The sequence below is a fragment of the Pseudomonas sp. p50(2008) genome, assembly GCF_015351605.1.
In the GTDB taxonomy this organism is placed as follows: domain Bacteria; phylum Pseudomonadota; class Gammaproteobacteria; order Pseudomonadales; family Pseudomonadaceae; genus Aquipseudomonas.
On record NZ_JACMYF010000013.1, the window covers coordinates 89,440 to 109,753 of the forward strand.

At 60.9% G+C, this 20,314-nt stretch carries 14 protein-coding genes and 1 pseudogene; 13 read left to right on the plus strand and 2 right to left on the minus strand.

What is annotated here, in order from left to right:
• Positions 1 to 51: 51 nt before the first annotated feature.
• The 11 genes from H7698_RS28915 (at position 52) to H7698_RS28965 (ending at position 15,782) form a co-directional block, all read left to right on the plus strand.
• Positions 52 to 900, plus strand: coding sequence for an ABC transporter permease (locus H7698_RS28915; RefSeq protein ID WP_194693715.1), 849 nt, complete (start codon positions 52 to 54; stop codon positions 898 to 900).
• Entirely contained in the window at positions 897 to 2,555 is a 1,659-nt protein-coding gene (locus H7698_RS28920; protein ID WP_194693691.1) for a dipeptide ABC transporter ATP-binding protein, read from the plus strand. Before H7698_RS28915 ends, H7698_RS28920 begins: the two co-directional genes overlap by 4 nt.
• Positions 2,556 to 2,677: 122 nt before the next feature.
• Positions 2,678 to 3,100, plus strand: a complete 423-nt coding sequence (locus H7698_RS28925; RefSeq protein WP_235992983.1) for a hypothetical protein — start codon at positions 2,678 to 2,680, stop codon at positions 3,098 to 3,100.
• A 419-nt stretch (positions 3,101 to 3,519) separates the two neighbouring features.
• On the plus strand, positions 3,520 to 5,205 hold the full coding sequence (locus H7698_RS28930) for an ABC transporter substrate-binding protein (protein ID WP_194693692.1): 1,686 nt from the start codon (positions 3,520 to 3,522) through the stop codon (positions 5,203 to 5,205).
• Positions 5,202 to 6,194, plus strand: coding sequence for an ABC transporter permease (locus H7698_RS28935; RefSeq protein ID WP_194693693.1), 993 nt, complete (start codon positions 5,202 to 5,204; stop codon positions 6,192 to 6,194). Before H7698_RS28930 ends, H7698_RS28935 begins: the two co-directional genes overlap by 4 nt.
• On the plus strand, positions 6,191 to 7,054 hold the full coding sequence (locus tag H7698_RS28940; RefSeq protein WP_194693694.1) for an ABC transporter permease: 864 nt from the start codon (positions 6,191 to 6,193) through the stop codon (positions 7,052 to 7,054). Before H7698_RS28935 ends, H7698_RS28940 begins: the two co-directional genes overlap by 4 nt.
• Positions 7,051 to 8,763, plus strand: coding sequence for a dipeptide ABC transporter ATP-binding protein (locus tag H7698_RS28945; protein ID WP_194693695.1), 1,713 nt, complete (start codon positions 7,051 to 7,053; stop codon positions 8,761 to 8,763). The genes H7698_RS28940 and H7698_RS28945 overlap by 4 nt, the downstream gene beginning before the upstream one ends.
• A gap of 26 nt (positions 8,764 to 8,789) precedes the next feature.
• Entirely contained in the window at positions 8,790 to 9,998 is a 1,209-nt protein-coding gene (locus tag H7698_RS28950) for an acyl-CoA dehydrogenase family protein (RefSeq protein ID WP_194693696.1), read from the plus strand.
• Between the two features lie 150 nt (positions 9,999 to 10,148).
• On the plus strand, positions 10,149 to 11,513 hold the full coding sequence (locus tag H7698_RS28955; protein ID WP_194693716.1) for an MFS transporter: 1,365 nt from the start codon (positions 10,149 to 10,151) through the stop codon (positions 11,511 to 11,513).
• Between the two features lie 94 nt (positions 11,514 to 11,607).
• Positions 11,608 to 13,434: an ABC transporter ATP-binding protein gene (locus H7698_RS28960; RefSeq protein ID WP_194693697.1), complete on the plus strand. Its 1,827-nt coding sequence runs from the start codon at positions 11,608 to 11,610 to the stop codon at positions 13,432 to 13,434.
• Positions 13,435 to 13,661: 227 nt separating this feature from the next.
• A complete protein-coding gene (locus tag H7698_RS28965; protein WP_194693698.1) occupies positions 13,662 to 15,782 on the plus strand; it encodes a TonB-dependent receptor family protein in 2,121 nt (706 codons plus the stop codon).
• 57 nt (positions 15,783 to 15,839) lie between these two features.
• Here the strand turns inward: H7698_RS28965 and H7698_RS28970 are convergent, their stop codons facing one another.
• Together H7698_RS28970 and H7698_RS28975 are read right to left on the minus strand one after the other, a co-directional pair.
• Positions 15,840 to 16,790 (minus strand): magnesium transporter CorA family protein, encoded by a 951-nt coding sequence (locus H7698_RS28970; protein WP_194693699.1) that lies wholly within the window; start codon positions 16,788 to 16,790, stop codon positions 15,840 to 15,842.
• A 66-nt stretch (positions 16,791 to 16,856) separates the two neighbouring features.
• Positions 16,857 to 18,443, minus strand: coding sequence for a RimK family protein (locus tag H7698_RS28975; RefSeq protein WP_208525888.1), 1,587 nt, complete (start codon positions 18,441 to 18,443; stop codon positions 16,857 to 16,859).
• Between the two features lie 92 nt (positions 18,444 to 18,535).
• Between H7698_RS28975 and H7698_RS28980 the strand changes: the two are divergent.
• Both H7698_RS28980 and H7698_RS28985 read left to right on the plus strand, forming a co-directional pair.
• Positions 18,536 to 19,000: pseudogene (locus tag H7698_RS28980) on the plus strand (GNAT family N-acetyltransferase); the annotation flags it as partial.
• A 446-nt stretch (positions 19,001 to 19,446) separates the two neighbouring features.
• On the plus strand, positions 19,447 to 20,277 hold the full coding sequence (locus H7698_RS28985) for an alpha/beta fold hydrolase (RefSeq protein ID WP_194693700.1): 831 nt from the start codon (positions 19,447 to 19,449) through the stop codon (positions 20,275 to 20,277).
• Positions 20,278 to 20,314 lie beyond the last annotated feature (37 nt).

Genomic DNA, 20,314 nt, shown 5'->3' on the forward strand with positions numbered 1-20,314 from the left:
AAGGAGCGGTGAATGGCGCAGACAATTGGAACGGTGATGACAGGGCCGGTGATGGGCGTCGGGGGGCAACGTCCGTTGCGTCTTGCCGGCCTGGGACGGTTGCGACCCGGTTTGTTACTGGCCGGGGTGTTCGTGGCACTGTTGCTGCTGGCGGCAGCTTTTCCAGCGGCGCTCGCTCCGTATGACCCGCTCGATGCGTCGGCGCGATTGGCCTTTCAGCCGCCCGGCAGCGTTCACTGGCTGGGCACCGATGAAAATGGTCGGGACGTGCTCAGCCGTTTGATCCACGGCGTGCGCTCGTCGTTGTTCATGGGCCTGGCCGCAACAGCGCTGGGCCTGGCCTGGGGCGCTTTGCTGGGCTTGTTGTCGGGCCTTGGACCGCGTTGGCTGGACGCCGCGCTGATGCGTGCCATTGATGTGCTGCTGGCGTTTCCCGACCTGTTGCTGGCGCTGGTCATCATCACGTTCTTCGGTCAGGGCACTGCGAATTTGATTCTCGCCGTGGGCATTGCCGGTGTTCCCCGTTATGCACGACTGGTGCGTGCGCAAACCCTCAATGTGCGTAACGCCGGTTATGTCGAAGCGGCGGTCACACTGGGGCAATCCCATCTAGCGGTGGTGCTGCGGCACATCCTGCCGAATGCGTTCAAGCCTGTGCTGATCCTCGCCACCATCGGCATCGGCGGCACTATTACGGCTGGTGCGGCCCTGAGTTTCCTGGGGTTCGGTGCGCCGCCTCCCGCGCCGGAGTGGGGCGGGATGATGGCCATCGGTCGCAGCTTCCTGGCCAACGCTCCGTGGCTGGTCGCCTGGCCGGCGCTGGTCATCACCCTCACCGTCGTCTCCATCAGCGCCATTGGCCGCGAACTGCTGCGTCGCAGCGAAGGAAAACCTCTATGAATGCGAATATTCAGACCCTGGGTCCGTTGGTTGATATCCGTGATTTGACGGTGCGTTTCGGCGCGGCCGAACCGGTGCTGCACGGCGTCAGTGTGCAGGTGCATCGCGGCGAATGCCTGGCGCTGGTGGGGGAGTCGGGGTCGGGCAAAAGCGTGACCGCGCGGACTCTCGCCGGGCTTACCGGCCGGGGTGCGCAGGTGCAGGCGGTCAAACTGGCGTTTCAAGGCATCGACCTGCGTCAACTCAATGAGCGGCAATGGCAGCGGCTGCGTGGCGCGAGCATCGGATTTGTCATGCAGGACGCGCTGGGTGCGCTGGATCCGTTGCGCCGCGTCGGTGCCGAAATCGAAGAGCCATTGCAGTTGCACACGCCGTTGGGCCTTGAAGCCCGGCGTTTGCGCGTACTGGAGTTGCTGCGCAATGTCGGCGTGCCCGAGCCGGAACTGCGGGCTAGCCAATACCCGTGGCAGTTGTCCGGTGGCTTGCGGCAACGGGCGTTGATCGCGTCCGCCATCGCCTGTAACCCACGGTTGATTATTGCCGATGAACCCACCACGGCACTGGACGCGACGGTGCAGGCACAGGTCATCGCCTTGCTGGAAAGCTTGCGCGGTGAGGACAACGCGCTGTTGATGGTCAGTCACGACCTGTCCGTGGTGTCGCGCCTGGCGGACCGTGTGGCGGTGATGCGTCATGGGGTCATCGTTGAGCAGGGCACGACCGAGCAGGTGCTGCAGGACCCGCGTCATCCGTACACCCAGTCGCTGCTGCGGGCTGCCAGGGCCGTGCATTTTCAACCGGCGCACAGGCTGCTCAACGCGGTCGAAACCGAGCCGGAGCCGGTGGGCGAGGTGTTGCTGGAGGCGCGCGGGCTGTCGAAATCTTACGTCGGCCCGGACCACCTTAGTCGTACCGTCCTGAACGAGGTGTCGTTGCAGCTTCGTCGCGGTGAAACCCTGGGCATCGTCGGTGAATCAGGCTCCGGGAAGACCACGTTGACCCGATTGATTCTTGGGCTGGAAACCGCCGATGTCGGCGATGTCTGGATCACCGGGCAGCGCTGGTCGACGATGGACACCGCGCAAAAGCGTCAGACGCGGCGCGCGGTGCAGGTGGTGTTCCAGGACCCGCTCAATTCCTTCGATCCGCGCTACACGGTGCAACGGGTGTTGTTCGAAGCGTTGGCGGTGGCGGGGTTGACGCGCCGCGATTGGCGCAGCCGGGCGCTCGAATTGCTCGACCTGGTGCGACTCGACGCCAGTGTGCTGTCGCGCCGGCCGATTGAACTCTCCGGTGGGCAGCGACAACGCATCGCCATTGCCCGGGCGTTGGCGTCCCAGCCGCAAATCCTGATCTGTGATGAGCCAGTGTCGGCGCTGGATGTGTCGGTGCAAGCGCAGATTCTCGAACTGCTCGACGACCTCAAGCGTCGTCTCGGCCTGGCCTGCCTGTTCATTTCCCATGACCTGGGGGTGATCAATCACGTGAGTGATCGCGTGTTGGTCATGAAGGATGGCGTGGTGGTGGAATCCGGCACGGTGCGCGCGGTGTTCGACCGGCCGGCGCATGCCTACACACGGGCATTGATCGATGCGATTCCGACACTCGAAACCGATTACACGCCGCCCGCGTTCTTTCTGCAGTTGGCGATCTGAGGGTCTGGTTTGAAAAGGAGTATGGATGGTGCCAAGCAACTGCACGTCAACCTGTTTGAAATGAACTGTGTGAGCCGGCGATCGATCTGACAGCTTATCCCCGTGAGTGGCTGATCAGTGACTTGGTCAGCCGCCAGGTCAAGGGCTGGCAAAGTTTGCAACGCTACAACCCGGCGTCGACGGTGGGCGCGGTGTTGGCGCAGTTTTCGGGGTTCAATCAGGAGCGTTTTTTTGTCGCGGGGACGCCGAGTGTGGTGGCCGATGAAATCGAGAAATGGCTGGATGTGGATGGCATTGACGGGATCAATCTGCGTCAGTACCTGTCGTTTGAAACGGCCCGGGATTTTATCGAGTTGGTGATTCCTGAATTGCGTCGCCGTGGTCGTTTTCGTGAGCGTTACAACGACGGGGAAACCTTGCGAGAGCGATTGTTCGGGGCAGGTCAAGCGCGTTTGCCGGCCGACCATTTCGGCGCCCGCTTCCGCGATCCCGCGGCGCTTGGGCAACCGGCGTTGCCATTGCGTTTTGCGGCTATAACCGTCTGATATTCACCATCAATGTCGCCTGGTATGGCCTCATCGCGGGCAAGCCCGCTCCCACAGGTATTGGCGGTGTCTGCCATTCCGGGCGCGACACAAATCCCTGTGGGAGCGGGCTTGCCCGCGATGGCGGTCTGACATTCAGCATCAATGTTGCCTGGTATGGCGCCATCGCGAGCAGGCTCGCTCCTACAGTTTGATCGGGCGCATCTGCAAGGAAGGATTGGCTGTCGGGCCGTCATCGTCTGAATGCCGCACGGGCCTCGCTCAGCCAACTGTTGCCTCACCAACACTCGCCGCACACATTGTTCTTTCTGATGCCGCGCACTGCCCCATCCTCCACTCAAACCCCCTTGTTCGCTGCTGCAAAAAACCGGCATGCCTTGTGCAATAGCCCTGTTCCCGGACTATAGGCATCAGGACCCATGCGAGCACTTGCCCCTTATTTGCGACTTTACGGCAGCCGACCCAGGTCGCTGTTCAAGCACACGCCCATTGTGGGTATCGCTGCGATGTGCAGTCTGTTGATTGGCTGCGGTCAGGGCGAGTCCACGGTGGCTCGCAGCGATCAGCCGGCCAGCGGCGGGACGTTGGTGTACGCCACTGACCGCGAGCCCACGTGCCTTGATCCGCATGTGGGCGGCGACATGCCGCAGGTTTTCGTAGCGCAGCAGTACCTCGATTCGCTGGTTTCCATGGACGAGGAGGGCCGTATCGGTCCTTGGCTGGCCGAGCGCTGGGAGGTGTCCGCCGATGGTCTGGCGTACACCTTCCATTTGCGCAATGACGTGCGCTTCACCGACGGCACGCCGTTCAATGCTGCCGCGGTCAAGGCCAATCTGGATCACATGGCCAACCCGAAAACCCAGTCCAGCACGGCCGGTGGCTACATTCGCCAGTACCGCAGCACCGACGTGCTGGATGACACCACCGCCGTGGTGCACCTGGCGACACCGTATGCCGCGTTTCTGGAAGTGCTGGCACAAGGATTTCTCGGGATTCAATCGCCCACCGCGTTGACGCGCTCTCGTGACGTGAACTGTGAAAGTCCGGTGGGCAGCGGTCCGTTCAAAGTCGTGCGTTGGGATCGTCAGAGCCAGGTAGAACTGGTGCGCAACTCGGATTACAACTGGGCGCCGCCCACGGCCAAACATCAAGGGCCGGCCTGGCTGGACCGTATTGTCTGGAAATTCATTCAAGAACCGTCGGTGCGTTTTGCGTCGCTGCAGGCCGGCGAAGTGGATGTGATTGAGGCCTTGCCGCCGGAATCCCACGAAGCTGCCCGACGCAATCCGGACCTCGCGTTGATCATCGCCCAGCGTCCGGGCAACCCCACCAATGGCACACTGAACATCACTCGAGCGCCGTTCAATGACCTGAAAGTGCGCGAAGCCTTTGTGCGCAGCGCGGATGTTGAGGGCGCGTTGAAAAGCGTGTACTTCAATGAGTTCCCGCGGGCAGGTGGGCCGCTCAGTTCAGCCACACGTTTCTACAGCCCGGACTTCCAGAGCGCCCAGGATTACCAACCCGCCAGAGCCGCGCGGCTGTTGGATGAAGCGGGCTGGGCCACACGCGATGCCGAAGGTTACCGGACCCGGGACGGCAAGCGATTGCAGGTTCACGTGATCATGGGCAATCGCACGCCGCCCTCTGAATACACCCTCTGGGAACAGGTGCAGGCGACCACGCGTCAAGCCGGTTTTGAGTTGATCGTCGAGCAAATGAGCGACGTGCAGAGCACCAAGCGTCAGGCCGACTGGGATTACGACATCCGGCTGGGCTACTGGAACACCAACACCGCCGACGTGCTGCGGATCATCTTCGGCGCTGATTTCATCAGTCCCGCGGGCGTCGGCGGGTATCACCAGAACACCGCCGGCTACACCGATCCCACGTTCGAAGGGTTCGTCCAGGGTGCCTTGACTACTCAGGACGCCGAGCAACGCCGGGCGCTGTATTACCAGGCGCAACAGCTGGCTTCGAGTCAGTACCTGCAATTGACCACCTACCCGCAGAGTTCGCGACTGGGTATCTACAAGACCACTCAAGGCGTGCGCCTGGAACCTTCTCTGGCAGTGACGTACCTCTATGACGCATGGGTGAACAAATGACGAGTGAATCGTTGGTCAACGAACTTCCCAACCCACGGCGCGAGCGTCTCGCCCGGTTGGGACGACGCGCGCTGTGGCGTTTGCTGGGTGGCGTACTGGTGTTGTGGGCGGTGGCGACACTGACGTTTTTCGCCCTGCGCCTGATGCCGGGTGATCCGGTGCTGGCCATTCTCGGCGGGCCGAGTGGCAACCCGACAGCCGAAACCATCGCCGAGGCCACCCGTGAATACGGTTTGGACAAACCTTTGGCGGTTCAGTACGCGCTGTACCTGGGCCGTCTGGTTCAGGGTGACCTGGGGGTTTCCTATTCCCAGCACCTGCCGGTGACCCGCGTGCTCGCGGAACAGTCCTGGCCCACCCTGGAGCTGACCCTAACCTCGCTGGTGCTGGCCTGGATACTGGTGCTGGCGCTGACCGTGCTGACGGCGGGCGGTCGGCGTTGGGTGTCGAGCCTGGCTTCGCTGGCGGAAACCCTGTCGGCGGCACTCCCGCATTTCTGGCTCGGGATCTTGCTGCTGGCGGTGTTCGCTTTCGGCCTGCGGCTGTTCCCGCCCGCCGGCAGTGACGGTTGGCGCACTTTGGTGTTGCCGTCGGTGGCGTTGGCGATCCCGTTGGCCGGATTCATCGCACAGGTCACCCGTGAGTCCCTCGAGCTGACCCTGGATCAACCCTTTGTGTTGACCGCCCGCACCCGTGGACTCAGTGACACGGCGGTGCGTTTCAAGCACGCGCTGCGCCACGCCGTGTTGCCCGGCATCTCGTTGTCCGGCTGGGCGATTGGCGCCCTCATCAGTGGTGCCGTGGTGATCGAAGTGATCTTTTCCCGCAAAGGGCTTGGCCGTCAGTTGTACCAGGCGGTGCAGGCACAGGACCTGCCGCTGACCATCGGCATCAGCCTGGTGGTCGCCGCCGGGTATGTGCTGGCCAACATCCTCGTCGATCTGCTGTACCTCTGGGTCGACCCACGACAACAGGAGCATGCGGCATGAGTGAACTCCTCCTCGACACACCGCTGCCCGGCATCCGGGTTCAACGCACACCGCGCAAGTGGCGCTTTGGTCCTTTACTGGCCGTCAGCTTTCTTGGGTTTCTGATCATCGCAGCAGTGTTGCCGCAACTCTTCGCCCACAGCGATCCGTTGGCGATCGTGCCGCACGACGCTTTTCATCCACCCGGCTGGGCGCATTGGTTCGGCACTGATCAGTCCGGGCGCGACATCTTTTCCCGGGTGATCTACGGCACGCGCCAATCGCTGTTCATCGGCCTGGCCGCCACAGCCTTGGCGATGTCCATTGCGATTGTTCTGGGACTGCTCGGCGGCCTGGGGGGCGCTTACCTGGACCGAGGCGTTGGCTGGTTGCTGGAAATTCTCTTCGCGTTCCCAAGCCTGATTCTCGCGCTGTTGTTCGTCGCGGTGTTTGGCAGCGGCATCGGTCCATTGATTGTCGCCACCGGGTTGGGTGGTGCGCCTGGCTACGCGCGGATGGTGCGCGGCCAGGTGCTGGCGGTGCGCAACGCCGGCTATATCGAGTCGGCAAAAGCCCTCGGCCATCCGCCGCTGCGGATCATTACCCGCCAGCTTCTGCCTAACGCCATGCGCCCGCTGATTGTCACGCTGACCATGGGCGTCGGCCAGGCCATCGTCTGGGCTTCGGCCTTGAGCTTTCTGGGGCTGGGTGCCCGGCCGCCAGCGCCGGAGTGGGGGACGATGCTGTCGATGGGGCGTGATTTCATTGCCAACGCCTGGTGGCTGACGTTTTTCCCGGGGCTGTTCATCGTCCTGACCACGCTGTCGACCACGGTCGCTGGCCGTTACCTGCAACAACGCCTGGAGGGCCGTCTCGCATGAGCGATAAACAGTTGATCGTCGAAGGACTGTCCATCGAATTCGCAGGCCAGTCGGTGGTGCGCAACCTGTCGTTCACCCTCGCGCCGGGCAAGACCCTGGCGCTGGTGGGCGAGTCCGGTTCCGGCAAGAGCGTCACTGCCCGTAGCCTGATCGGCCTGGCAGGCGCCGGAGCGCGGGTGACCGCGCGCACCCTCAGTTACGGCGGGCAGGATTTGCTCAGTTTGTCCGAACGCGGGTGGCGCGGCTTGCGCGGCAAGGGCATCGGTTTTGTGTTGCAGGACGCGCTGGTGTCGCTCGACCCGTTGCGCCCGGTGGGCAAGGAAATCCTCGAAGTGCTCCAGACCCACGACTGGGGTGACCGTCGCAGCCGCCCGGAGCGGGTCATCGAACTGCTGGAAAAAGTCGGCGTGCCCGAGCCTCGGTTACGGGCCCGCCAACGTCCCGACCAATTGTCTGGAGGCCTGCGCCAACGCGCGCTGATCGCCAGTGCGCTGGCGCTGAGCCCCGGCCTGGTCATCGCGGACGAGCCAACCACGGCCCTGGATGCCACGGTGCAGGCGCAAATTCTGCAGGTGCTGCAGGAAATCAAGGCACGGGGTGACTCGTTGCTGATCATCAGCCACGACCTGGCCGTGGTCGCGCAACTGGCCGATGAGGTGCTGGTGCTGCGTCACGGCGAAGTGGTCGAGCAAGGGCCGATGGACCAGGTATTGCGTCATCCGCGCCATCCGTACACCCGAGCGTTGCTTGATGCCGTGCCCGCCGAGCATGCCCGGGGCACGCGCTTGTCGCCGGAGCGCAACACCGTTGCCGCGCCACCACGACCGGGTGCGGATTCGCCGGTGGTACTGAAGGCAACGCAGCTGGGCAAACGTTACGTCGGCCCCGATCAGCAATCGCGTCAGGTGGTGGATGACGTCAGTTTTGAGCTGCGGGCGGGGCGCACGCTGGGGATCGTCGGCGAATCGGGATCGGGCAAAACCACGGTGGCGCGCATCGTCCTTGGCCTGCTGGAACCGGACGCCGGCCAGGTGCAGTTTCTCGATCAGCCCTGGTCAGGCACCGGTCACGCACGCGTGCAGGAAAAGCACCGGCGGCTGTACCGACGCGACATCAGCGTGATCTATCAGGACCCTCTCAGTTCGTTCGACCCGCGCTGGAGCGTCGGGCAGATTCTCGCCGATGCGCTGGACGTCGCCGGCATCACGCCAGACCAACAGCCCGCACGCATCGCGCAACTGTTGGATCAAGTGCGTCTGCCCAAAGAGCTGGCGGTTCGACGGCCATTGCAGCTGTCGGGCGGACAGCGTCAGCGCGTCGCCATCGCCCGGGCCATCGCGAGTAGTCCGAAAGTCATTATCTGTGACGAGCCGGTCTCGGCGCTGGACGTGTCGGTTCAAGCCCAGGTGCTGGACCTGCTGGCCGATCTGCAAGCGACCCTGGGGCTGGCGTATCTGTTCATCTCGCACGACCTGGGAGTTATCCGCCATGTCAGCGACGACGTGCTGGTGATGCGTCACGGCAGGGTCGTTGAAAGCGCCGCGGTCGAGACGCTCTTTGAAAACCCGCAGCACGAGTACACCCGTCGACTGCTGGGGGCGGTGCCGCGTTTGCCGAGCGCCGAGACAACCCTGGTCGTGCCGCCGCTGGAACCGGAAGACGCGGCGTGGCTGTTTGATGAATCCCGGCTTTGGAAAATCGCCATTTAAGTTCGAACCTTGAGCAAGGAACTGCCATGACTACGTTGACTGCTGTACCCAAGACACCGGTTGCTTCGGTGGAAGAACTCAATGCCCGTGCCGACCGTTTGTTGCCGCAGATCGCCGTAGGCGCGGCGCAACGTGAGCGTGATCGGCAATTGCCTTATGAGGCCGTGGCGCAGATCGCCCTGGCGGGATTGTTCACCGTGCGGATCCCGACTCGCTTCGGCGGCGCCGGGGGCTCAGTCAAGGATGCGATTGCGTTGTTGATTCGAATCGCCTCGGCCGACTCCAATGTGGCCCAGGCGCTGCGCCCAGGTTTCGGTTTTATCGAAGGGCTGCTGGCGTCCCGGGCCGACGGGGCGGAGGGCGAACGTGAGCGCTGGTTCGAGCGTTATCTGCAGGGCGCCGTGGTCGGGAATGCCGGGTGGGAAGTGGGCGGTGCAAACGGTTCGATCAGCGCGCGGATCGTGCGTGACGGCGATCACTACCGCGCCACCGGCAGCAAGTACTACAGCACCGGATCGTTGTACGCAGACTGGGTCAGCGCCGTCGCCCTGGACGAGAACGAGCAACCGGTGTCGTTCATTCTTCCCCGTGATCGCAAGGGGCTGGAATTGCTCGACGATTTCGACGCGATGGGCCAGCGTCTGACCGCCAGCGGGACCACCCATTTGCATGACGTGGTGGTGAAGGCCGACGAGATTCGCACGCGCACCGTGGAGGAGGGCAAACGCACCATCGTCACGCCGTTTCTTCAGGTGTTCCTAGCGGCCGTCCAGGCGGGTATCGCACGCAATGCGTTGAACGATGCGGTCGCGTTTGCCAATGATCATGCGCGCCCGATCAAGCACAGTACGGCGACGCGGTCGGTTGACGACCCTTATGTAGAACTCAGTGTCGGCGATATTTCGGCACGTGCGTTCACGGCGGAAGCGGTGGTGTTGCGGGCTGCCGAAGCCATCGACCGGGCCTGGGCAGCCGACCTCGATCCGCAGGCGGTGGATCAGGCGGCGGTCGATGTCGCGCAGGCGCAATACATCGCGGCCGAGTCTGCGCTCAAGGCGGCAGAGCTGGTATTTGACGTGGGCGGCGCCTCTACAACGGGTCGCGCACATAACCTGGACCGTCACTGGCGCAACGCGCGCACCGTGGCCAACCACAATCCTCGGCACTGGAAAGCGGCCGCCGTGGGTGCCTGGCAACTCAAAGGAACGCCACCACCGACATCAGGATTGTTTTGAGCATGGGCCGGACTGTGCGTCGTATGGGCGCCTATATCAGGCGGATGACCCGAGGGCTTCATGGGCGCGACTGAACGCATCGAAACGCTTGACCGGGTCGCCCTTCGACCTGTCGACCCGGTGGCCGGCACCAGCCTGCGCCGGGTGCCGATGATCATCGGCTGTGCGCTGTTCATGGAACTGATCGACGCCACGGCGGTGCTCACGGCGTTGCCGCAGATGGCCCGGGATTTCGGTGAGCCCAGCGTGCGCATGAACCTGGTGGTGTCGCTGTATTTGCTGGCGGTGGCGCTGTTCGTCCCGGTCAGTGGTTGGGCGGCGGATCGCTTCGGGCCTCGGCGCGTGTTCGTCAGTGCGATCGTGCTGTTCACCCTCGCATCGGTGGCCTGCGCCTGTTCGGGCTCGCTGTTGCAACTGTCGCTGGCGCGCATGGCGCAAGGGGCGGCCGGGGCCATGATGGTGCCGGTGGGGCAGGTGATTCTGTTGCGCTGGTCGGCGCGGGAGAACCTGCTGCGCGCGATGTCCTACCTGACGATTCCGGCGCTGATCGGGCCTGTTTTAGGGCCGCCGTTGGGCGGTTTGCTGGTGACCCTGTTGTCGTGGCACTGGATCTTCCTGATCAATGTGCCGATCGGCCTGTTGGGCATCGCGCTGGTGGTGCGCTACATCCCCGATTACCCCGGTTCGCGTGGGCGGCCACTGGACGTCCCCGGCCTTTTGCTCAGCGCGGTCGGCCTCGGCGGTCTGGTGTTTGGTTTCGAGGCATTCGGTCACGGCTTGCTGGCGCGGCAGTGGGCGCTGCTGCTGATTGCGTTGGGGGTATTGAGTGCCTGGTTGTACGTCAGGCATGCCCGGCGTTCGGCGCATCCGCTGATTGATTTCTCCTTGCTGCGGATCCCGACCTTCGGGGTGAGTTTCTGGGGCGGCAACCTGATGCGAATCGGCAGTGCGTCACAGCCTTTTCTGTTGGTGCTGCTGTTTCAGCTGTGCTTTGGCCTGAATCCGCTGGAAGCCGGCCTGTTGAGTTTTGCGGGCGGGGCAGGCGCTTTCCTGATGAAGCTGCTGGCAGTGCGAATCGTCAGCCGGTTCGGCTTCAGGCGCACGCTGATCGGCAACGCAGTGCTGACGGGGCTGACGATCATTGCTTGCGGAATGTTCGAAGTGTCCACCCCTTACTGGATCGTCGTGCTGGTGTTGTTCGGTAGCGGCATCATCCGTTCGCTGCAGTTCAGCACCCTGGGCGCCTTGACCTATGCCGATGTGCCGCCGGAACAGTCCAGTCGGGCCAGCAGCCTGTCGGCGATGACCATCCAGCTGACGATGAGTTTGTCAGTGGGCATCGCTGCTGCGTTGCTGAGCCTGATCATGTCCCTGCGCGGGCATGCCAGTCTCGAGCAGAGCGATGTGGCGCTGGTCATGGTGTTCGGTGGGGTGGTGTGTGCCTTGTCGGGCCTGGTGTTTCGCCGGCTTTCGCCCTCGGCGGGTTCGGCTGTGTACGCCGGGCGTTCCGGCTGATTCGTTGTTTTTAGCTATTGAACCGGGCACCTCGCGTGCCTCTTTTGCCTGAAAGCTGCGCGGCCACAGGCGTTATTCAGGAATGCCATCCGTCATGACCTCGTCTTTTTCACCTTTCACGCCCCGTGACCGCCGGTTGCACAACTGGAAAGTCCAGCATCTGCCGGCCACGCCGGGTGCGTTCGTGCGTTTTTTTATCGGCAACTTCAAAGGCTGGTACGTGGCGATCCTGCTGCTGCAGATCGCTGCAGTGGTGTGCACCATCCTCATTCCGTGGGGGCTGGGCCAGATCACCCGCACGGTCAGCAACGGGCTGGATGCCGAGCGCGCGTTCGAGGTGCTGCAGTGGCCCTTGACCCTGTTCGGCGCTTTGCTGGTGCTGGAAGTGTTATTCACCCGAGCTGCCGCGGGTTGCCACATTCACGTCTTGCCGTTGCAGCGGCGTACAGTCACCCATGTGGTGTTCGCCTATCTGCAGCAGCATTCGCATCGGTTCATCAGCAACGAATTTGCCGGCGCCCTGGCGCACCGGGTGTCCGAGATTGCGCTCGGGGTCAATCAGACACTGAGCATCCTGCTGTTCGATCTCATCCCGCTGCTGGTCACGCTGAGCCTGGCCACGGTGTTGCTGTGGACGGCCTCGCCGTTTCTGGCGATGTTCATGGCGGGTTGGTCGCTGCTGTTCATTGCCGTGTGTTATCTGCTGGCGCGCCGCAGCCATCCTCTGGCCCAGCAATACTCGGCAGCGCGCAGCACCAGCTCGGGAAAAGTCGTCGACGCCGTGTCCAACCTCGCCAACATCCGCTTGTTTGCCCGTCATGCGTTCGAGCACAGCTATCTGGGCACGTTCCTGGACAAGGAAGTGGCTGCGGCGTATCGCTCGCTGGGGTACATGGAGAAGATCCGCTGGTTTCAAACCGGTTGTGGCGTGGTCCTCAAACTGGGGCTGTTGCTGGTGGCGCTGTACCTGTGGCGCACGCAGCGCATCGACATCGCCGCGTTTGTCATGTCGACCAGCCTTTCGCTGTTGATCATCAGCGACGTGGGGAACCTGTCCCGGCGTTTTCTGGAATTCTTCGAGGCGACCGGGAACATTGCCAACGGCGTGCGCACGCTGATTCGTCCGCACGAAGTGATTGACCGGCCCGGGGCGTCAGCCTTGCAGGTCAAGCGTGGCGATATCGAGTTTCGCGACGTTGGCTTCAGCTACGGGTCTGACCAGCCGATTTTCAGCCGCCTGAATATCGTGATTCCGGCGGGACAGAAAGTCGGGCTGGTGGGCTCCTCGGGGTCAGGCAAATCGACCCTGCTCAATCTGCTGCTGCGCTTGTATGACGTGCAACAGGGGGCGGTGCTGATTGACGGCGTGGATGTGCGCGATGCGACGCAGCATTCGCTGCACCAGCAGATCGGCCTGATCCCGCAAGAGCCTGGCCTGTTCCACCGCAGCATTCGCGAGAACATTCATTACGGGCGCCTGGATGCTTCGATGGATGAGGTGGCCGATGCGATCCATCGCGCGGGTGCCAGCGAGTTCATCGACAGCATGGAAGACGGCTATGAGTCGCTGGTGGGGGAGCGCGGTGTGAAGTTGTCGGGTGGGCAGCGGCAACGGATTGCTATCGCACGGGTGCTCCTGAAGAACGCGCCGATCCTGGTCATGGACGAGGCCACCTCAAGCCTGGACTCGATCACAGAGCGCTTCATTCAAGACAAACTAGACGAAATCATGGAAGACAAGACGGTGGTCGTGGTCGCACATCGGCTGTCGACTGTCGCCCATCTGGACCGCATTCTGGTGTTCGATAACGGCCGGGTGATCGAGGATGGCAGCCATGAGGAACTGCTGCGCCAGGGGGGACAATATTCACGCCTGTGGAGTCGTCAGTTCAGTGCCGCGTTCGATGAAGCGGTGGTGTGATTTGATGGGGCGGCGGCTTTGGTTGCGTAAATGGACGCCGTAACGACGTGAAGTGTTGTAAGCGAAACAGCCCTTCAGCAATGTGTACCGCTGCACCGCGATAGATGTCCGTATTTACCTGTTTTTACTGCGTTTTCTGCTGGCACGAACCCTGCAAAAGCCGAGGTGAGAGCGCGACTATACACATAGATGCTCCAACCATTAATCAGGCCAGGAGTATCGAAACGATGTGGCAGAAGTTTGAAGCACGCGCTCTGGGGCTGGACCCGTTCAAGACGGCATCCAGCCTGGGCATTCTGATGATGCTGGTTCATGGCACTTGCGCAACGGCTCAAGCGCAGCCTTCAGGTCAGGACCCGACATTGGCCACGGTGGTGGTCACCGGAGCCCAGGCCACCGAGGTTCAGAAAGTGCAACGGCAGCTGGAGAAAGTGGCGGGGCAGACCGCTGTGGTGGACAACCGGGAAATCGAACGCGGCCGGGCGGCCAATGCCGAGGACGTGCTGGCCTTGCAACCTGGGGTGTTTGCCCAGGCCACCAGTGGGTCCGGCGCCAACAAGATTTCGATCCGCGGCTCGGGGCTCAATACGTTCTATCAAGGCTACGTGCTGGGGATCAAATTCCTGTTTGACGGGCTGCCGCTGACAGGGCCGGGCGGTACGCAAGAGGATATGCTCGACATGGCATCGGTGGATCACACCGAAGTGCTGTACGGCGCTAACGCCTTCAACTATTCAGCGTTGTCACTGGGCGGCGCCATCAACTTTGTCAGCAAGACCGGTCGCACCGATCCGGGCAATTACGCGCGTTTCGAAGTCGGCAGTTTCGGCTATCGCAAGCAGCAATTGAGTACGGGCGGGGTGGTCGATAACAGCGATTACTACGTCAGTATTTTGCACAACGAGCGGGACGGTTATCAGGACAACACGCCCAACGAAGGGCAGGGCATCGTGGCCAACTTCGGGCATGTGTTCAACCCCAAGCTGGAGACGCGATTCTTCGTGCGCTACCGCGAAGAGACGCTCACCCAGGGCAACACCCTGACCAAGTACCAGATCAACCATGACCCCAAGAGCAACAACGTCCCGACCGGTCGACAAAAAGACGGATCAACCCTGCTGGGCAGCAAGACCACCTATACCTTCGACGACAATGCGAAGCTGGAAGTCGGCCTGGGCTATAACGACTACCCCTTGTACAACGGCTGGCGGTACTCCGCGACGCCCCAGGATTGGCGATCCAAGGACATCAACCTGACCCTGCGCTACCTGCGTACCGGCGACAGATTCCTCGGATTGCCCAGCGACAGCAGCGTGACCTTCAGCAATACCCGCGCGTACCTGGCGGATGTGAAATCTCACGCCAAGGGCACCGACACCAAGCTGCAGGAAACCAACTACACGGGTTCGCGCGATACCGTGTTCTCTTTGGGCAACGAGCTGCAATTCGGCGAACGTACCTGGCTGTCCACCGGCCTGTCGTTTATCGATATCAAGCGCAAGGCGGAGATCGAATACACCACGGGCACCAACACCACGGCGTTTCCCAACGGGGTCGAGTACAACGAGCACGACATCGCGCCGCGCATCGGCCTGCGTTACCAGCTGACCCCGGAATTTGAAGTGTTCGGCAACGCCAGTCGCTCAATCGATCCGCCGGTGACCTGGCAATTGGGAAGCACCGGGACGCCTTATATCCGCGATGTGCGGCCGCAGAAAGGCAACACGGTCGAGTTCGGCATTCGCGGCGGGCACGGTATTTTCGATGGCAGCCTGACGGTTTACCGATCGTGGATTCAGAAGGAGCTGCTGTCGATCGTGGTGCGTCAGGCGACGGCCACGCAAGATCAACTGGTGGCCACGTCCAACGGCAGCGGGACCATTCACCAAGGGATCGAAGCGGGGCTGAATGCGCAGCTTTGGGAAGGTGAGAATGGCGACGCGGTGACGTTGCGCCAGGCGTATACCTTCAACGATTTCCACTATCGCGACGACGACACGTTCGGCGGCAACGAGCTGCCAAGCTTGCCGCGCGAGGTCTATCAGGCCGAGCTTCAATATCGGCAAACCGCTGGCTTCTACGCGCAGCTCAATGCGCGCGCTGCTTCCAGCTATTACGTCGATTTTGCCAACACCCTCAGCGCGCCGTCCTACACGATCTGGGGCGCGAAAGTGGGCTATGAAGCCCCGAGTAAAAAGTGGGAAGTGTTTCTGGACGCCCGTAACCTGACCAACGAGCGCTATGCCACGGCGGCGAATACGGCCTACGACGCCAGGGGGCAGGACTCGGCGAACTTCTACCCGGGTGATGCGTTTAACGTGACGACCGGGGTGGCTTTTCGGTTTTAGCGCCTGCTCGCGTTTTGGCTCAGGAGCGCCTGAAGCAAGCTGAGGCAGCGCAGGCGTTCAATGGGGGCCGTTGATGCTGGATGAACCACGGGTCAGACGCTTGAGCGCGATGACCATCAGGCCCCCGGTAACTCCCATTCCTGTGAGAAAAAGCGGATACGCCACCCACCACGGAACGGCCGAGGTCATCATGCTGAACTCGGACATTCCGCCGATGCTGGCGATCAGGTTGAGCGGCAGGAAGACCACATTGATCAGCGTCAGTTTGCGCAGCAGGTTGTTCATGGTGTTGTTCATCAAATTGCCCCGCGCATCGATCAGGCCGGCAAACACCCTGGAGTAGATCTCCGCCTGTTTGTTGCACTGGGTGTTCTCGATGATCAGATCGTCGATCAACGCGATCGCCTCGGCGCTGAAGTGCTCTTTTTCTGCGTGGTTGCGCAACCGGGTCAGGACAGCGCCATTGCTGTGAATCGCGTTGATGTAATAGATCAGGCTTTCGCTGAGGTTGAACATCTGGATCAGATGCCGATTCTCCATTGATGTGTTGAACTTCTGCTGCAGTTCTCGAGCCACCAACTTGATCACCTTGAGGTGACCCAGGTAGTGGTGGAGGTTGTTGAACAGCATGTCCAGCAACACGTCCAGCGGGGTGTACAACGGATGCCGCACGCCCAATCCGCTCAGCTGGGAATCGTCGGTTGCAATGACCAGCAGGCGTGTTTTGGAGAACAGCAGGCCGAACGACGACACCTCAAACGTCAGGCTTTGCGCACCCGAGTAACTTTCCGGACGCTTCCAGATCAGGAACAGATTGTCCGGGTGGAACTCGATGCGTGAGACCTCGTCCGGGTCCAGTGCCGAAGCCAGCGCGTGATCGTCCAGTTTGAAATCGCTGCGCAGCAGATCCCGTTCTGCAGCGTCGGGATTGCTGAACAACATGACCTCGGCATTGAGGTGTACAACCGGTACCAACGCCCCATTGGCGAGCTGAAAAGGCTTGATCACATCTGGCCTCTGGTGTTGTTGGCCGGGGAAGTCTGCGTGTTGCAGGACGGGTTTCGATTCAAGCGCTCACCAGGCCTGGCCGCGGCGCTTGAGTTCCAGGCGCCGGACGAATTCTTCCAGCACCAATGAATACAAATCGTCCTGCAAGTAAGCGTCCTCGGTGCCGGCGTCCATGTTCGGGTTGTCGTTGACCTCGATCACCACCACCTTTTCGCCGGACTGCTTGAGGTCGACGCCGTACAAACCATCACCAATGAGGTTGGCGGTCTTCACCGCCAGTTCGACCACCGCTCGCGGTGCCTCGTGGACCGCGAGGGTCCGGCATTCACCGTTGATGTCCTGGCCCTTGGCTTTGTGGTTGTAGATCTGCCAGTGACCTTTGGACATGAAGTACTGGCAGGCGAAAATCGGCTTGCGGTTGAGCACGCCGATGCGCCAATCGTATTCGGTGTAAAAGAACTCCTGAGCCAGCAACAGCACCGAATGTTCGAATAGCTCGGAGGTGGCTTCCAGCAAAGCTTGCTGGCTTTCGACCTTGATTACGCCACGGGAAAAACACCCATCGGGAATCTTCAGCACCAAGGGAAAGCCCAGGCGTTCACCGACCCGCTCGAATTCTTCCGGTCGTTCCTTGTAGAGAATCTCGGTGGCTGGCATGCCCAGTTGGTGGCTTTTAAGCAGATCGGTCAGGTACACCTTATTGGTACAGCGCAGGATTGAAGCGGGATCGTCCATCACCACCAACCCTTCACTTTCGGCTTTCTTGGCGAAGCGGTAGGTATGGTTACCCACGCTAGTGGTTTCTCGAATCAGCAGGGCGTCGTATTCGGCGATGCGTGAATAGTCCTTCTTTTCGATCAGATCGACATCGATACCCAGGGTTTTGCCGACCCGGATAAAACTCTCGAGTGCCTTGGCATTGGAAGGCGGCAGCGCTTCTTGCGGGTCATGCAAGATGGCCAGGTCATAGCGGGCCACGCGGGGTGAACGTGGCATTCGCCAGATCTTGCGACTGAAACTGTCCAGCGAGTTGGCGAAATGATCTTCCTGGTCTTCGCGTAATTTGTGCAATACGCCGGATCTTATTCCCTCGATGCGCCAACTGGTGCTTTTACGGAATTCAATCAAGAGGATTGGGCACGGGAATGTTTCGAACAGTTGTCGCGCCAGTTCTTGCAAGGGTTCCAGGTTGGTTTTGCCGAAGTAGAGTGTCAGTGTGAATCCTTCGGTATTGCTATAAAGGTGGTTATTGAGTGCTTTGTCCAGCGCTTTGTCCAGGTCATCCAAAGCCAGGCCGTACAATGACTTTCGGGTCAGCTCACTGATTGTTCGTACCGATGGAATAACTTTGTGGCCACGGGCTTCCGCCAACAGTGAACAGTAATAACCATGCCCGAGATACTTGTAGCTGCGGCACAGATTAATCACCTGAACACGCTTGCCAACCTCGCTTTCAGGGGGTTGCTCGAGGTACTCCTGGGCACTCATCACGTCTTCTGAAGGGAAGTAGGAAGCCCAGTCTTCTTTTCGTTCGACAATAATAACGACTTGGCTGGTTCTTCTAGGTTCACCCGATAAATAAGTTGGTTTTGATATTGCTGTTATCCGATTTTGTTCTGATACTTTGCGCAAGTAACCCTGTGCCGCTGACATAAGAGAAGGTCCGTTGGAGAACAAGTCCTTATCTATTAAGCATGAAATTTTCAGGAAGTCTCGTTTCGTTACGCAACTTTTACGGCGGTCATATGAACCTGTTATTTCGCAAGGCTACACCCCATGATCTGAAGTCCCTGCTGGTGCTGGAAGAACAGTGTTTTACTTATGATCGACTGACGGCGCGCAGTTTTCGGTGGATGATCAGTCGAGCCCACGCCAGCCTGATCGTCGCTCAGGCCGGGGGTCAATTGATGGGTTACTGCCTGGTCTTGTTTCGTCGCGGCACTTCCCTGGCGCGTCTGTATTCGATCGCTATCGCCAGCCACAGTCGTGGCCTGGGCCTGGGAAAACAGCTTTTGGATCAGGCGGAAGAGAGTGCGCACGCACATGATTGCGCCTGCCTGCGGCTGGAAGTCCGCCCCGACAATCCAGTCGCCCTCTCTCTTTATGAGCGTAATGGCTACAGGCGCTTTGCTGTCGTACCCGACTACTACGAAGACCATGTGCATGCGCTGCGGCTGGAGAAGCGCATTCTGCACCCACGGGAAAGCCGTGAATGACAGGTGCTTGAAAAAAAACGGCAACCCGAGGCTGCCGTTGTCCGTTGCCTGAACGAATCCAGTCAGACGATTCCGGTCAGGTAATAGACGCCGATCACGAAAAACGCCGCGAGTATCTTGAAGATCGTCATGCCGAAAATGTCTTTGTAGGCCTGCCGATGGGTCAGTCAGTCGCGCGGTCGGGAATCCGGACAGGAATACAGCGATGTCTCACCGCCGCTCGGGTTTTTCATCGGCAATCTCCATTTATCGTTTGAAGGTGTTGCTTTCCGTGCGTCTTCTACACTGACCAAGCCCTCTCGTGACCCGCTCCTCACGATGTCGGGCTCACTGCCTTTTGCACGTTTGCTGGTAACGCTTTCGAGCCTTTGCGGGTTCACGCAGGCACTGATAAGCAACCTGCAACCTCACACCCACCTGATCGCGAGGGGACACACGCCATGAACGCAATTACGACCAAAGACGGCACCAGGATTTTCTACAAGGATTGGGGCCCGAAAGACGCGACGCCTATCGTGTTTCACCACGGTTGGCCGTTGAGTGCGGATGACTGGGACAATCAGATGATGTTCTTCTTGCTCAAAGGCTACCGGGTGATCGCGCATGACCGTCGCGGACACGGGCGCTCGACCCAGACGTGGGAGGGCAACGAAATGGACACCTACACCGCCGATGTCATTGAGTTGACCGATGCGCTCGACCTCAAGGGCGCGATCCATGTCGGCCACTCGACCGGCGGCGGAGAAGTAGCACGCTACGCCGCGCGAGCCAAACCAGGACGCGTTGCCAAGGCCGTATTGATCAGCGCGGTTCCACCCATCATGGTCAAGTCGGAAAAGAATCCTGGAGGTTTACCCCTGGAGGTGTTCGACGGTTTCCGTTCGGCATTGGTTGCCAGTCGTGCGCAGTTCTACGTGGACGTGCCGGCGGGGCCGTTCTACGGTTTCAATCGACCCGGGGCCGAGGTTTCGCAAGGTGTCATCGACAACTGGTGGCGCCAGGGCATGATGGGCGGTGCAAAGGCTCATTACGACTGCATCAAGGCGTTTTCCGAGACCGATTTCACCGAAGATTTGAAAGCGATTGAGGTGCCGACTCTGGTCATGCATGGCGAGGACGATCAAATCGTGCCGTTTGCAGACTCGGCGCCGCTTTCGGCCAAACTCTTGAGGCATGCCACGCTCAAAACGTACCCGGGCTTTCCTCACGGAATGCCGACGACCAACGCGGATCAGATCAATGCTGATGTGTTGGCGTTTATTCGCGGCTGAGGTTTTAGCGAGCGACGTCGGCGGTTTCTTCTCTGGC